The sequence below is a fragment of the Pseudomonas sp. CAN1 genome, assembly GCF_030462585.1.
Lineage (GTDB): Bacteria > Pseudomonadota > Gammaproteobacteria > Pseudomonadales > Pseudomonadaceae > Pseudomonas.
Map to the genome: position 1 here is coordinate 87,215 of NZ_JASMRU010000003.1, position 13,090 is coordinate 100,304.

Annotated in this window: 15 protein-coding genes; 10 read left to right on the forward strand and 5 right to left on the reverse strand. The window is 67.8% G+C overall.

Annotated features, from left to right (window positions below):
* Positions 1 to 7 precede the first annotated feature (7 nt).
* The 5 genes from QO207_RS05940 (at position 8) to QO207_RS05960 (ending at position 3,413) form a co-directional block, all read left to right on the forward strand.
* The gene (locus tag QO207_RS05940; protein WP_301531585.1) at positions 8 to 775 is read left to right on the forward strand and encodes an ABC transporter substrate-binding protein; all 768 of its coding nucleotides are present in this window, start codon (positions 8 to 10) and stop codon (positions 773 to 775) included.
* A gap of 4 nt (positions 776 to 779) precedes the next feature.
* Positions 780 to 1,427 carry a TIGR02281 family clan AA aspartic protease gene (locus QO207_RS05945; protein WP_301531586.1) on the forward strand — a complete coding sequence of 216 codons (648 nt, stop codon included), beginning with the start codon at positions 780 to 782 and terminating at the stop codon, positions 1,425 to 1,427.
* 137 nt (positions 1,428 to 1,564) lie between these two features.
* A complete protein-coding gene (gene ribA, locus QO207_RS05950) occupies positions 1,565 to 2,194 on the forward strand; it encodes a GTP cyclohydrolase II (protein ID WP_301531587.1) in 630 nt (209 codons plus the stop codon).
* Entirely contained in the window at positions 2,191 to 2,607 is a 417-nt protein-coding gene (locus tag QO207_RS05955) for an MFS transporter (protein WP_301531588.1), read from the forward strand. Before ribA ends, QO207_RS05955 begins: the two co-directional genes overlap by 4 nt.
* Positions 2,607 to 3,413 carry a cobalamin-binding protein gene (locus QO207_RS05960; protein ID WP_301531589.1) on the forward strand — a complete coding sequence of 269 codons (807 nt, stop codon included), beginning with the start codon at positions 2,607 to 2,609 and terminating at the stop codon, positions 3,411 to 3,413. Before QO207_RS05955 ends, QO207_RS05960 begins: the two co-directional genes overlap by 1 nt.
* 207 nt (positions 3,414 to 3,620) lie before the next feature.
* On the opposite strand, the gene QO207_RS05965 is transcribed toward QO207_RS05960, so the two are convergent.
* Both QO207_RS05965 and QO207_RS05970 read right to left on the reverse strand, forming a co-directional pair.
* A complete protein-coding gene (locus QO207_RS05965; RefSeq protein WP_301531590.1) occupies positions 3,621 to 4,634 on the reverse strand; it encodes a zinc-binding alcohol dehydrogenase family protein in 1,014 nt (337 codons plus the stop codon).
* Between the two features lie 9 nt (positions 4,635 to 4,643).
* A complete protein-coding gene (locus tag QO207_RS05970; RefSeq protein WP_184594089.1) occupies positions 4,644 to 4,931 on the reverse strand; it encodes a putative quinol monooxygenase in 288 nt (95 codons plus the stop codon).
* A gap of 103 nt (positions 4,932 to 5,034) precedes the next feature.
* Here QO207_RS05970 and QO207_RS05975 point away from each other — a divergent pair, with 103 nt between their 5' ends.
* Positions 5,035 to 5,949, forward strand: a complete 915-nt coding sequence (locus QO207_RS05975; RefSeq protein WP_301531591.1) for a LysR family transcriptional regulator — start codon at positions 5,035 to 5,037, stop codon at positions 5,947 to 5,949.
* Between the two features lie 7 nt (positions 5,950 to 5,956).
* Here the strand turns inward: QO207_RS05975 and QO207_RS05980 are convergent, their stop codons facing one another.
* Together QO207_RS05980 and QO207_RS05985 are read right to left on the reverse strand one after the other, a co-directional pair.
* The gene (locus QO207_RS05980; RefSeq protein ID WP_301531592.1) at positions 5,957 to 7,273 is read right to left on the reverse strand and encodes a bifunctional DedA family/phosphatase PAP2 family protein; all 1,317 of its coding nucleotides are present in this window, start codon (positions 7,271 to 7,273) and stop codon (positions 5,957 to 5,959) included.
* Positions 7,270 to 7,989, reverse strand: a complete 720-nt coding sequence (locus tag QO207_RS05985; RefSeq protein WP_301531593.1) for a DNA-3-methyladenine glycosylase — start codon at positions 7,987 to 7,989, stop codon at positions 7,270 to 7,272. Before QO207_RS05985 ends, QO207_RS05980 begins: the two co-directional genes overlap by 4 nt.
* Before the next feature lie 63 nt (positions 7,990 to 8,052).
* Between QO207_RS05985 and QO207_RS05990 the strand changes: the two genes are divergently transcribed.
* Positions 8,053 to 8,907 (forward strand): class I SAM-dependent methyltransferase, encoded by an 855-nt coding sequence (locus QO207_RS05990; RefSeq protein WP_301531594.1) that lies wholly within the window; start codon positions 8,053 to 8,055, stop codon positions 8,905 to 8,907.
* A gap of 315 nt (positions 8,908 to 9,222) precedes the next feature.
* Here the strand turns inward: QO207_RS05990 and QO207_RS05995 are convergent, their stop codons facing one another.
* A complete protein-coding gene (locus QO207_RS05995) occupies positions 9,223 to 10,449 on the reverse strand; it encodes an alpha/beta fold hydrolase (RefSeq protein ID WP_301531595.1) in 1,227 nt (408 codons plus the stop codon).
* 345 nt (positions 10,450 to 10,794) lie between these two features.
* On the opposite strand from QO207_RS05995, the gene QO207_RS06000 reads away from it, so the two are divergent.
* Genes QO207_RS06000 through rsfS form a run of 3 tightly spaced genes read left to right on the forward strand, consistent with a single transcriptional unit; the run spans position 10,795 to position 13,089 of the window.
* Entirely contained in the window at positions 10,795 to 12,060 is a 1,266-nt protein-coding gene (locus QO207_RS06000; protein WP_301531596.1) for a glutamate-5-semialdehyde dehydrogenase, read from the forward strand.
* Positions 12,060 to 12,716, forward strand: coding sequence for a nicotinate-nucleotide adenylyltransferase (gene nadD, locus QO207_RS06005; RefSeq protein ID WP_301531597.1), 657 nt, complete (start codon positions 12,060 to 12,062; stop codon positions 12,714 to 12,716). The genes QO207_RS06000 and nadD overlap by 1 nt, the downstream gene beginning before the upstream one ends.
* A gap of 19 nt (positions 12,717 to 12,735) precedes the next feature.
* Positions 12,736 to 13,089: a ribosome silencing factor gene (gene rsfS / locus QO207_RS06010; protein ID WP_301531598.1), complete on the forward strand. Its 354-nt coding sequence runs from the start codon at positions 12,736 to 12,738 to the stop codon at positions 13,087 to 13,089.
* The last annotated feature ends 1 nt before the right edge of the window (position 13,090 follow it).

Here is a 13,090-nt window from a genome sequence, read left to right on the forward strand (position 1 = left end):
AAGATCGATGCGCCGACTGCTGTGCCTGCTCTGTTGCGTGTGGGGTCTAACGGCCTTCGCTGCTGAAAAGCCTGCCGACAAGCCCGCTGAAAAGCCCAGCGAAATCCGCGTCGCCAGCGAAGTCTGGGTCAACTACACGCAGGCCGACGGCCGCGGCCTGGCCTGGGACCTGCTGCGGGCCATCTACGAGCCCGAAGGCGTGCGCCTGAGTCTGCGCAGCGAGCCCTATGTGCGCTCGGTCGGCCTGGTGCAGCGCGGCGAAGCCGACGCCTGGGTCGGCTCCTACCGCAATGAAATCGACAACATCGTCTATCCCCGCTGGCCCTACGACGTCGATCCCATCGGCGCACTGGGCCTGAAGACCTCGCCCGCGCCGACCCTGGCCGCCCTCGACGGCTACCGCCTGGCCTGGATGCGCGGCTACGCCTTCGACCGCTACCTGGATCACCTCAAGCAGCGCAACGAGCTGCAGCGGCGCAGTTCGGCGCTGCCGATGCTCGACGGTCACCGCATCGACTACTTCATCGACGCGCGTCCGGAGCTGGAGGAAATGATCGAGGCCAAGGGCGTCGACGCCAGCGTCTACCGCATCACCGATGTCGGCTCGATTCCCCTGTATCTTGGCTTCGCCAACAGCGAACATGGCCGCGCCCTGGCGCGGATCTATGACGCGCGCATGCAGATGCTCTACCGCTCCGGCGAGCTGGAGCGCATCTTCGCCCGCTGGCACTGGCCCTACGCCCCGTTGAAACCGCTGCTGCCGCCCAAGGAGTGACCCGATGCTGCGCCTGTCCGTGCTTCTGAGCCTGAGCTTGTGCGCCTCTGCTGCCATGGCAGCGCCGCAGGTGCAGGTGGTCGGGCTGTTCCCTGGCGCTGCGGTGCTCAACATCGACGGCCAGCGCAAGCTGGTGAAGGTCGGCCAGACCGGCCCGGAAGGCGTGCAGGTGGTCAGTGCTGACAGCCACAAGGCGGTGCTGCGAGTCGGCGGCGTCGAGCAGACCTACGAGCTGAGTCGCGAGTACAGCAGCGGTGGCTATGCCGCGCCCTCGGCCCGCACGGAAATGAGCATCGCCCGCGGCACCGGCGGCCATTACTGGGTGGCCGGCAGCATCAACAACCAGAACGCGCAGTTCCTGGTCGACACCGGCGCTACCACCGTGGCGATGAACGAAGGCCAGGCCCGCCGCCTGGGCATCGACTACCGGGTCGGCGGCACGCCGATGATGGCTTCCACCGCCAGCGGCACGGCCAAGGGTTGGCGGGTCACGCTCAACAGCGTCAAGCTCGGTGGCGTCGAGGTGCTGGGCGTCGAGGGCATCGTCCTGGAAGGCGACTTCCCTACCGAAATTCTTCTCGGCATGAGCTACCTCAATCGCGTCGGCTGGCGCGAGGACCAGGGCATGATGTACATCCAGGCCAAGCACTGAGCCGCCAGCCTGCACTCCCCGTGACTTCTATCAACCGCATCGATGCTTATCTTGCAGAATTCGCAATGACGGTGCGGCCGGCGCAGCTGTTACAATCCCGGTCCTCCTTCCATAGATAAATCTTTCAGGAGTTTCCGGTGTCTGTCGTTTTCGTCGCCGCCTCCAAGCTGCCCACCCCCTTCGGCGAATTCACCATGCATGGCTTCCTCGACGAGGAAACCGGCAAGGAACACGTCGCCCTGACCATGGGCAAGCTCGACGACGGCCTGCCGGCGCTCGGGCGTCTGCATTCCGAATGCCTCACGGGCGATGCGCTGTTCAGCCTGCGCTGCGACTGCGGCTTCCAGCTCGAAGGCGCGCTCTCGGCCATCGCCAAGGAAGGTCGCGGCGTGCTCCTGTACCTGCGCCAGGAAGGCCGTGGCATCGGCCTGCTCAACAAGATTCGCGCCTACGCCCTGCAGGATGAAGGCGCGGATACCGTGGAGGCCAACCTGGCCCTGGGCTTTGGCGCCGACCAGCGCGACTACGCCATGTGCCTGCCGATGCTGCAGCACCTGGGTGTCTGCTCGCTGAAGCTGATGACCAACAACCCGCGCAAGGTGAAGGCGCTGGAAAGCTACGGCCTGACCGTCGCCGAGCGCGTGCCGCTGCAGAAGGGTCTGAACCCGCACAACAAGCGTTACCTGCAGACCAAGGCCGGCAAGCTCGGCCACATGCTGGGCAACATGCACCAGGGCGAAGCCGAGGCCGAGGCATCTGCTTCGTGAATCGCGCCGCTGCCCGGCGCCGGCTGAATCTGCTCTGGTGGCTGCTGCTGGCCCTCGCGCTGGCGCCGCAGCACCTGATGCTGGCGCTGGTGGGTGATGCGCCCTGGCCGGAATCGCTGGCCACGCCGGTGTTCGTCGTCGGCCTGCTGTCGATGTTCCTCACCCTGCCGCTGTTCCGCCGCTACAAGCACGCGCTGATTGCCACCGGCAAGGCCCGCGACAGCGCGGATGAGCCCGCCGCCTGGCAGGCCCTGGGCGCAGCGCAGCGCCGCGGTGCGCTGGTCGGCAGCCTGCCGGCCTGGATCGGCGCCCTGGCGGTGCTGGTTGACCTGCATGGCGTGCCGATCCTGCTGCTGGGCTTCGCCAGCCTGGTCATCCTCTGGCTGTATCGCCTGCCGCGCCAACTGGCCTGATGCGCCGCTTCCTCTGCCTGCTTCTGCTGCTTGCCGGTCTGCCCGTCGCCGCAGCGGAGCGGGTGGTCAGTCTTGCGCCTTCGCTAACCGACATGGTCCTCGAACTGGGCGCTGCCGACCGGCTGGTGGGCGTGCTCGATGGCGGCCCGCGCCCGAAGCCGCTGGAAGGCCTGCCGTCCGTCGGTCATTACGGACAGGTCAACCTCGAACAGATTCTGGCCCTGCGGCCCGACCTGCTGCTGGTTTGGCCCGGTGCCGTGCCGGACGCGCAATTGCAGCGCCTGAAGGCCGTGGGCATTCCGGTTTATGTGACCGATCCGCACCGTCTGGAGGACATCTCCCGGCAGTTCCGTGAACTGGGCGAGCGCCTGGGGCAAGCGGAGAAGGGCCGTGAACTGGCGGAAAACTTCGATACGGGCATGGCGCAGCTGCGGGCGCAGTATCGCCGCGAGCAGCCGCTCAAGGTGTTCTATCAGGTCTGGGATCGCCCGCTGTATACCGTCGGTGGGCGGCAGATCATCAGCGAAGCGCTGGACGTCTGCGGCGGCGTGAACCTGTTCGCCGATCTCGACCTGCCGGCGCCGCAGGTTGGCCAGGAGGCCGTGCTGGCGCGCGATCCGCAGGTGATCCTGGCAGCCAGCGAAGACCAACTGCGCAGCTGGAGCGGCATGCAGCAGCTCAGCGCTACGCGGCTTGGGCAGTTGTGGGTGGTGCCGGATCGAAATCTGGAGAAGCCGAGCTTTGCGATGCTCGCAGCTACCGGGAAGCTCTGCCGGTTGCTGGCCGGGGCCAAGGCTGGCGACTGAGCTGGCCGGGGTTCGCGAGCAAGCTCGCTCCTACCAAAAGCCACTCCGGTGCGCCCGGCAGACTGTAGGAGCGAGCTTGCTCGCGAACAGCCGTGCCCAGGTGCTTCCCCTGACGCCACCCTGTAGGGCGGATAACGCCTAAGGCGTTATCCGCCGCGGCGGCGGCGGATAACCCGTGCCGGGTTATGCGCCCTACGAGGCGGCGGCTCAGAAGCCTTCCAGCACGATCTTGCCCTTGGCCGTGTTGCTTTCCAGCAGCGCGTGGGCACGGCGCAGGTTGGCGGCGTCGATCCTGCCGAAGTGCTCGCCCAGGGTGGTCTTCAGTACGCCGCTGTCGATCAGCCCGGCCACGCGCTGCAGCAGCTTGTGCTGCTCGATCATGTCGTCGGTCTGGAACATCGAGCGGGTGTACATGAACTCCCAGTGCAGCGACAGGCTCTTCTGCTTGAGCAGGCGCACGTCGAGGTTCAGCGGGTCGTCGATCAGCGCCAGGCGGCCCTGCGGACGCAGGCTGGCGACGATCTCGGCGAGGTGCTCCTCGGTCTGGTTGAGGCTGGCCACGTGGGTGACCTCGGAGATGCCAATGCGCTTGAGCTCTTCACTCAGCGGCTGGCGGTGGTCGATCACATGGTGCGCGCCGAGCTTGCGTACCCACTCCTGGGTTTCCGGGCGCGAGGCGGTGCCGATCACGGTCATGCCGGTGAGCTGGCGCGCCAGCTGGGTGAGGATCGAGCCGACACCGCCGGCGGCGCCGACGATCAGCAGGCTCTGCCCGGCGCTGGCCTTGCCCTCGGCCACCTGCAGGCGGTCGAACAGCAGTTCCCAGGCGGTGATGGTGGTCAGCGGCAGCGCGGCGGCGTTGGCGAAGTCCAGGCTCTGCGGCATCGGCCCGACGATGCGCTCGTCCACCAGTTGCAGCTCGGCGTTGCTGCCGGGGCGGGTCAGGTCACCGGCGTACCAGACCTTGTCGCCCGGCTTGAACAGGCTGACTTCGCTGCCCACCGCGCGGACCACGCCGGCGGCGTCCCAGCCGAGCACCTTGTGCTGGCCTTCGGCGGGCTGGGCGCGCTGGCGCACCTTGGTGTCGACCGGGTTGACGGAGATGGCACGCACTTCCACCAGCAGGTCGCGCGGGCCGGGCGTGGGCTCGGGCAGCTGGATGTCGAGCAGGGAGTTGGCGTCGCTGCTGGGCAGGCTCTGGGTGTAGCCGATGGCTTTCATGGGATTTCCTTAATCAATTCGGTTCATCAGGCGGATATCGAGTTCCGCCAGGTCAGCTTGGGCAGCCTTCACGAAGGCCTGGAAATGCGGGCTGGCCTCGTGCTCGGCCAGGGCTTCCTCATCGCGCCACTGCTCGATCATGTAGATCAGCTCGGCGTCCTTGATGTCGCGATGCAGGTCGTACTGCAGGCAGCCGGCTTCGGCGCGGGACGGCGCGAGCATGCCGTGCAGGCGCTCCTGCAGGCTGTCGGCGCGGCCGGGCTTGGCGCGAATGATGGCGATCAGGGTCAGGCTCATCCGGGTATCTCCAGTAGGGCGGGGAAGGTGAGGGCATGCTGCTCTCTTTCGCCAGGAAGAAAAACCGCGTAAGTAGAGAGTCTCTTTCAAAGGATTTTTGAAAATGCTGCGTTTCGACGACCTGCAGATCTTCGTTCGCACCGCCGAGCGTGGCAGCCTCTCGGCCGCCGCCCGCGAACTGGAACTGTCGCCGGCGGTGGCCAGTGCGGCGCTCAAACGTCTGGAAAGCGAGCTGGATGTGCGCCTGTTCGCCCGCTCCACCCGCAGCCTGCGGCTGACCGCCGAGGGCGAGCTGTACCTGGCCCATGCCCGCGCCGCCTTGCAGAGCCTGGACGACGGCCGCCAGCTGCTGGCCGGTGGCAAGAGCGAGATTGCCGGCAACTTCCAGGTCTCCGCACCTTCGGACTTCGGCCGCAACGTGCTGCTGCCCTGGCTCGACGAGTTCCAGTCGCTGCACCCACGGATGAACCTGCGCCTGCTGATCAGCGACCGCCAGGCCGATCTCTACCGGCAGCCGGTGGATGTGGCCTTCCGTCTCGGCCAGCCGGGTGATTCGAACCTGGTGGCGCTGCCGTTGGCCCCGGACAACCGCCGCGTGCTCTGCGCCGCGCCGGAATACTTCGCCCGCCACGGCAGGCCGACGCACCCGGACGAGCTGCAAAAGCACAATTGCCTGCTCTACATGCTGGGCGGGCGCGCCCATGAACGCTGGAGCTTCAGTGACAGCCGCAAGCAGCACGTGGTGACGGTGCGCGGCGACCGCCTCTGCGACGACGCAGACGTGGTGCGGCGCTGGGCCGTGGCAGGGCAGGGGCTGGTCTACAAGTCCTGGCTGGACGTCGCGGCCGACGTGCGCGCCGGCAGGCTGGAAGTGGCGCTGACGGACTACCTGGGTGAAGCCACGCCGATGAACCTGTTCTGCACCCACCGCGCCCAGCTCAGCCGGGCGGTGACCCAGCTGCGCGAGTTCGTCCAGTTGCGCTGCGCCGAGCTGATGCGCGAGCGCCCCTGGGCCTGATGCCGCGTCAGAGCGGCGTGTAGCGGTGGATCGCCGCCGACAGGCCCCAGGCGCTGGCTACGGCCAGCAGCACCATGGCGGTCGGCAGCAGGCTCCACCAGATGCGCGGCGCCAGGGCCGGCAGTTCGCTGCGGCGCTGGCTTATCCACAGGCTGGCAGCACACACCGACGCGCCGAGCAGGGCGCCGGCGATGATGTCGCTGGGCCAGTGGGCACCCAGGTACACGCGGGACATGGCGATGCTGGCGGCGGGGATCACCGCCAGCAGCATCCAGGTCAGCCGTACGCGCGGGGATTTCTCGCGGCTGGCCAGTACGCCAAGCACCAGGAAGAAGGCGAAGGACGCCGAGCTGTGGCCGCTGGGCATGCTGAAGGCGGACAGCGGGTCGGCGATCACTTCCGGGCGCGCGCGGCTGAACAGGTGCTTGAGTGTGTTGTTCAGCAGCGCGGTACCGACCATGGTGCCGGCGGCGAAGAAGGCGTGGCGCCACAGTCGCAACGCCGCCAGCAGCACGGCCAGCAGGGCGCCGGCGATGAACTGGGTGCGGAAGTCACCGATGCGGGTCACGGCTACCATCACATCGTTCAGCCAGCCCTGGCGGTGCTCCTGCACCAGAGCCATCAGGCCCTTGTCCAGGGCGTCGAGGTGCGGCCAGCCGATCAGCATGGCGATCAACAGGGCAAAGCAGCCGACGGCGCCGATCAGCGCGGCGTTGCGTTCCTTGCGCAGCTCGGCGTGGATGATCAGCGCGAACACGGCGGCGACACAGGCAGCAACTACCCCGGCCTCGGGCCAGAAGCCTTCCGGCAGTGGCAGGCGCATGGCCGCACCGGTGGCCCAGCCGGGCACCAGGTAGGCAATCGACCAGCCGGCAGCAGCGACGATGGAGACCGCCAGGAAGCGCCCGAAAGGCATGTCGAGCATGCCGGCGACCATCGGCAGGAACGGCCGCAGCGCGCCGATGAAGCGGCCCACCAGCAGGCTGGCGACGCCGTAGCGGTGGAAGAAGCCCTCGGCACTGGCCATCCATTCCGGATGGTGGCGCAGCACCGGCAGGCGGCGGATGTCCTGGTGGAAGTGGCGGCCGATCCAGTACGACGACAGGTCGCCCAGCAGGCCGCCGAAGAATGCCAGCGCCAGGGTTTCCCCCAGGCCCAGGGCGCCGCTGCCGGCCAGCACGGCGATGGCGAAGAGCATCACCACACCGGGCAGGAGGATCCCGACCACGGCGGCGCATTCGAGGAAGGCGACCAGGAAGAGGGTCAGGGCGAGCCATTGCGGATGGGTGGCCATCCAGGTGTTGAAGGCGGCGAGATCGATCATCGGAAGGTGGCGTCCTGGGTTCCGAGCAGGTGGTAGTCATGGCCTTCGACCTGCCCGCGGCGCAGTGGGTTGCGCGTGCAGAAGCTGGCGAAGGCGGCATCGACGAAGCGGTATTGCAGGTGTTCGTCGCGGCCGTGGGGAATGCCCAGGCGCGCGGCCTGGATGACCAGCGAGGGCTGCTCGTCGAGGTCGTCGACGAACAGCCGCTGCGGGTCGAAGCGCCGGGCGTCCCAGTCCGGCACTTTCAGGCCGAGCGAGCGGCAGAGCAGGGTCTGGCCGGAGCACAGCTTGCCCAGTGGACGTTCGCTGCCGTCGGCGGCGGGGTTGAGCTGGCGCATGCAGGCCAGGGCGGCGTCACCGGAGATGCGGTCGAGCCAGGGGTGGCCGGACTTGATCAGCACCGCGTTGCCCGGCCCGCCGGCGCTGAAGTTCAGCGAGTCGCCGCCGCGCGCGTAATACATGTAGATGTGCCCGCCATCGAGGAACAGCGCCTTGCGTTTCTCGGTATAGCCCAGCGAGGCGTGGCTGCCTTTCTCGGCGAGGTAATAGGCTTCGGTCTCGATGATTCGTGCGGATAGCCAGAGGTCGCCGACCCGGTGACGGATCACCTTGCCTAGCAGCTCGCGGGCGACGGTCAGGGCGTCGCGGTTGAAGAAGGCGTCGGGCAGGGGACGGGCGTCGGGCCAGGGCAAACTTAGGTTGGGTTCGGCGGGCATCGGATTGTCGTGCTTCTCGGGCCGGTCTTAGGCTGGGGAATCATAACAACAAGATTCTTAAGCATGGCTGAACGGATCCGGGCCGACAGCGCCCACATCACCCCCAGCGCGCACTACACCGGTTACGTCTGGTACCGCCACCAGCTGGCTGATCCGGCCTTCGCCACCACGCTCGGCCGCTGGGTGCACGGCTGCGTGGCGCCAATCAACTGGGGCGCGCGGATCGGCTTCGGCCTGAATATCGAAGACTTCCTGTTACAACGCCACCTGCTGATCGATGCCCGGCTGACCCAGGCCATCGAATCGCGCGGTGTTACCCAGGTGGTGGAGATCGCCTGCGGGCTTTCGCCCCGTGGCCGGCGCTTCCGTGAGCGCTATCCCCAGCTGACCTACCTCGAAGCCGACCTGCCGCCGATGGCTGCGCGCAAGTCGGCGCTGCTGCAGGAGCAGGGCTGGCTGGACGGCAAGCACCGCGTGCGGGCTGTGGATATCCTCGCAGAGCAGGGCGAGCAGAGCCTGGCGGCGCTGCTTTCCGAACTGGACCCGGATCGCCCGGTGGCGGTGATCACCGAGGGGCTGGTGAATTACTTCCAGCGCCCGGTCATCGAGGGCTTCTGGCGCCGGCTGGCGGCGGGCCTGCGGGTGTTCCCGGAGGCGACCTACCTGACCGAACTCTATCCCGACCTGCGCGAGCACCCGCGCTACCGCCAGATCCGCTGGGGCGTCGGGCTGATCGGCCGGCTTACCCGTGGTGGTTATCCGCTGCATTACCGCAGTGCCGAGGAGATCGAGCAGGCGTTTGTCGACTGCGGGTTCGGCCGGGTAGGGGTGCTCGATCCGCAGGTGGATGGCGCGGGGCTGGGCTTGCCCAGGGGGCGGATGCCGAGCCTGGTGCGGGTGATCGAGGCGCGGGTTTAGCTCCCGAGTTGGGCGGTTCGCGAGCAATAACGATGGCGTCCCCCTCGCTCCTACAGGTCAGCGGATACGCCGGAGCTGCTTTTTGTAGGAGCGAGCTTGCTCGCGAACAGTCGGGCTTCGTGCCAATGCGTGGTGAGGGTGCTGGGGCTTCCCTCTCCTCCCGCCCTGGCTGCGCGCCCCGCTCCGAAGGGAGAGGGAGCTGTCCGTGCCGGCTGACGCTGCAGTTTCATCTCGCGCCGAACGGCCCCCTCGCCCTTCAGGGAGAGGGTTAGGGAGAGGGAATGCGACAGAGCGCAGGATTCGCCGATCACGCGCTCAAGCCGCACAAGCCCCCTGCTGCATCGGCACCACCATCGCCGCCAGCGCCGCGCTGGCCTGCGGGTCGCCGTGGGCGAAGATGAAGGCCAGGCCGTCGCCGCTGTAGCGCAGCGGCAGGATATCCAGTTCCGGCAGGCCGGCGGCGGCCAGCTTCCAGCCGCGCGACGGACGCTCGGTCGGCAGCTCGACGCGGATCAGTCCGCCGAAATACCCCAGCTCCGCCAGCTCGCAGCGCCATTCGCCGCCTTCTTCGTTGCGCAACATGGCGCGGGTGTCCGCTGGTGCCAGGCGTGGTTCGAAGCGACGCTCCAGGTGCAGCAGTTGCTGGCGCTGGAAGCGCGTGCTGCCGGCGGCGCTGCGCGGCAGCGGTTCGCCAAGGAGGAACGGGTTGTACAGCCGCGCGCAGGCGTCGCGGCGTTCGAACTGGGCCAGATGGTCGGCGTTGTGGATCAGCGCGAACTCGGCGTCGGCGCAGGCGTGGGCGAATTCGGCGTGTTCCCACGGCTGGGTGAAGTGGTCGTATTCGCCAGCCAGCACCAGGGTCGGGCACTGCGGGTGGCGGTCGAAGCCGCCGAAGGCCAGCAGGCGCTGGCTGTTCTGCCGGTAGCGCTCGATTTCCGCTGGAGTCAGGCGTTGCAGCTGGCGCAGCAGGGCCTTGCGGAACACCGGGGATACGCCGGTATCGGCCAGCCGCAGCGGGTTGATCAGCCCGGTCAGTACGCCATGGGCGAAAGGCGTCTGCTCGCCCAGTTCCAGGCGCGCCAGGGCTTCCACCAGCAGGGCGCGGGCGCCGGGGCGGCCGAAGGCGGTGATGCCGGCCAGCAGCAGGCGCCCGCAGCGCGCCGGGTGGCGGGCGGCGAACAGCGCGGCCAGGGCCGAGCCGTAGGACAGCCCGATGGGCATCAGCGGCGGCAGCTGCAGGGTTTCGGCAAAGGCAGCTATCAGGTCAGCCAGGTCCTCCAGGCTCAGCTGCGGCGCCAGTTGCAGGTTGCCGCCCTGGCTGGGCAGGTCGAGCAGGATCACCGGGTGCCCGGCGAGCAGCTCGGAGACCTCGCTGGCGAACGAGCGGAAGCTCTGGAATGCGCCGCCCAGCAGCAAGACGGGCGGGCGTGGATCATCTTCCCTGGAGGAAAAGGCCTGGTAGTGCAGTTGCCAACCGTCCAGTTCCAGCACCGCCGGGGCGGCGGTCAGGGACTGGGCGCTGTAATCGGTGCGATAGCGCATGGCAGTTCTCCGGCGGTGGCCGCCTCTTGTTGTTCTTCCCTGGCGTGGCTCCCTGGCAACGCGAGTACTGCGGGGGCAATAAGCCGCGTGGTCCGTTGCCCTTTATTCATGGCCAAGGAAAGTGGCAACGGCCCCCGGGCAAGGTAACCAGCCGATACGAATTTGTTCACCCAACCTTCGGGCGGCAAACAGGGGCGGGGAGCGGCGACTGTCACCGGCGGACGGGGGATTGCGGGCTGGAGCGTTACGCGAAGCGCGTCGCTGACCGGCCGGCTGCTGTGGCTGGCCGCTGGAGGCGCGCTCCCGCTATACTTGCGCATTTCCCTCACGCAGACGCGTTTGATCATGACCGAGTCCGTTCTCGACTATATGAGCCGCCTGGGCCGCGCCGCCCGTGAAGCGTCGCGCGTCATCGCGCGCGCCACGACCGCGCAGAAGAACAAGGCCCTGCTGGCTGCAGCCGATGCCCTGGACGCCGCTCGCGCCCAGCTGACCGAAGCCAACGAACAGGATCTGGCCAACGGCCGTGCCAACGGTCTGGAGCCAGCCATGCTCGACCGCCTGGCCCTGACCCCGGCGCGCATCGACGACATGATCGAAGGCCTGCGCCAGGTCGCTACGCTGCCCGACCCGATCGGCGAGATCCGCGACATGCGCTACGTGCCATCCGGCATCCAGCTGGGCAAGATGCGCGTGCCCCTGGGCGTGGTCGGGATCATCTACGAATCCCGTCCGAACGTGACCATCGACGCCGCCAGCCTGTGCCTGAAGTCGGGCAACGCGACCATCCTGCGCGGTGGCTCCGAGGCGATCCACTCCAACCAGGCGATTGCCGCGTGCATCCAGACCGGCCTGGCCGCAGCTGGCCTGCCGGCCAGCGTCGTGCAGGTGGTGGAAACCACCGACCGCGCCGCCGTCGGCGCGCTGATCACCATGCCCGAGTTCGTCGACGTCATCGTCCCGCGCGGCGGCAAGGGCCTGATCGAGCGCATCAGCCGTGACGCCAAGGTCCCGGTGATCAAGCACCTGGACGGCATCTGCCACGTCTACATCGACGTCGCCGCCGACCTCGACAAGGCCATCCGCGTCGCCGACAACGCCAAGACCCATCGCTACGCCCCGTGCAACGCCATGGAGACGCTGCTGGTTCACGCCGGCATCGCTGACCGCGTGCTGCCGCCGCTGGCCGCCATCTACCGCGACAAGGGCGTGGAGCTGCGCGGCGATGCCGCCACCCGCGCGCTGCTGGGCGCCGATGTGCTGGAAGCCACCGAGGAAGACTGGCGCACCGAGTACAACGCACCGATCCTGTCGATCCGTATCGTCGACGGCCTCGCTGCCGCCATCGAGCACATCAACACCTACGGCTCGCAGCACACCGACGCGATCGTCACCGAGAACTTCACCGACGCCCGCCGCTTCCTCACCGAAGTGGACTCGGCCTCGGTCATGGTCAACGCCTCGACCCGCTTCGCCGATGGCTTCGAGTACGGTCTGGGCGCCGAGATCGGCATTTCCACCGACAAGCTGCACGCCCGCGGCCCGGTCGGCCTGGAAGGCCTGACCAGCGAGAAATACGTAGTGTTCGGCGACGGACACGTGCGGACCTGATGAACAAGGCGCGTTCCCGGCGGATCGGTCTGTTCGGCGGCACCTTCGATCCGGTGCACATCGGCCACCTGCGCAGTGCGGTGGAGATGGTCGAGCAGTTCGACTTCGACGAGTTGCGCCTGATCCCCAACTTCCGCCCGCCGCACCGCGACACCCCCCAGGTGAAACCGGAGCAGCGGCTGGCGATGGTCGAACTGGCGGTAGCCGGGGTGACCCCGCTGGTGGTCGATGACCGCGAGCTGAAGCGCGACAAACCCTCCTACACCATCGACACCCTGGAGTCGCTGCGTGGGGAGCTGGATGAGCAGGACCAGTTGTTCCTGCTGGTCGGCTGGGACGCATTCTGCGGCCTGCCGGCCTGGCATCGCTGGGAAGAGTTGCTGGAGCACTGTCATATCGTCGTGCTGCAGCGCCCGGATGCCGACAGCGAGCCGCCGGAAGACCTGCGCGACCTGCTGGCGGCGCGCAGTGTTGCCGACCCGAAGGCGATGTCCGGCCCCGCCGGGCAGATCACCTTCGTCTGGCAGACGCCGCTGGCAGTATCCGCCACCCAGATCCGCCAACTCCTGTCGCAGGGGCGCTCGGTGCGCTACCTGGTGCCGGACGCGGTATTGAACTATATCGAGGCGCACGGCCTGTACCAGGCGCCCCACTGATCAAGCTAGAGAGTCATACATGCAAACCGAACAACTGGTCGAACTGACCATCGCTGCCCTGGAAGATCTCAAGGCGCAAGACATCGTCGTCATCGACGTGCGCGAGAAGACCAGCATCACCGACACCATGGTGATCGCCACCGGCGCCTCCAGCCGTCAGGTCAAGTCGCTGGCCGACAACGTCCTGGAGAAGGTCAAGGAACAGGGCGTGCGCCCGATCGGCAGCGAAGGCCAGGAAGGCGGTGAGTGGGTCCTGATCGACCTCGCCAACGTCGTGGTCCACGTCATGCAGCCGGCCACCCGCCAGTTCTACGACCTCGAGCGCCTGTGGCAGGGCGCCGAGCAGAGCCGCGCCCAGCACAGCGCCGAGTAAG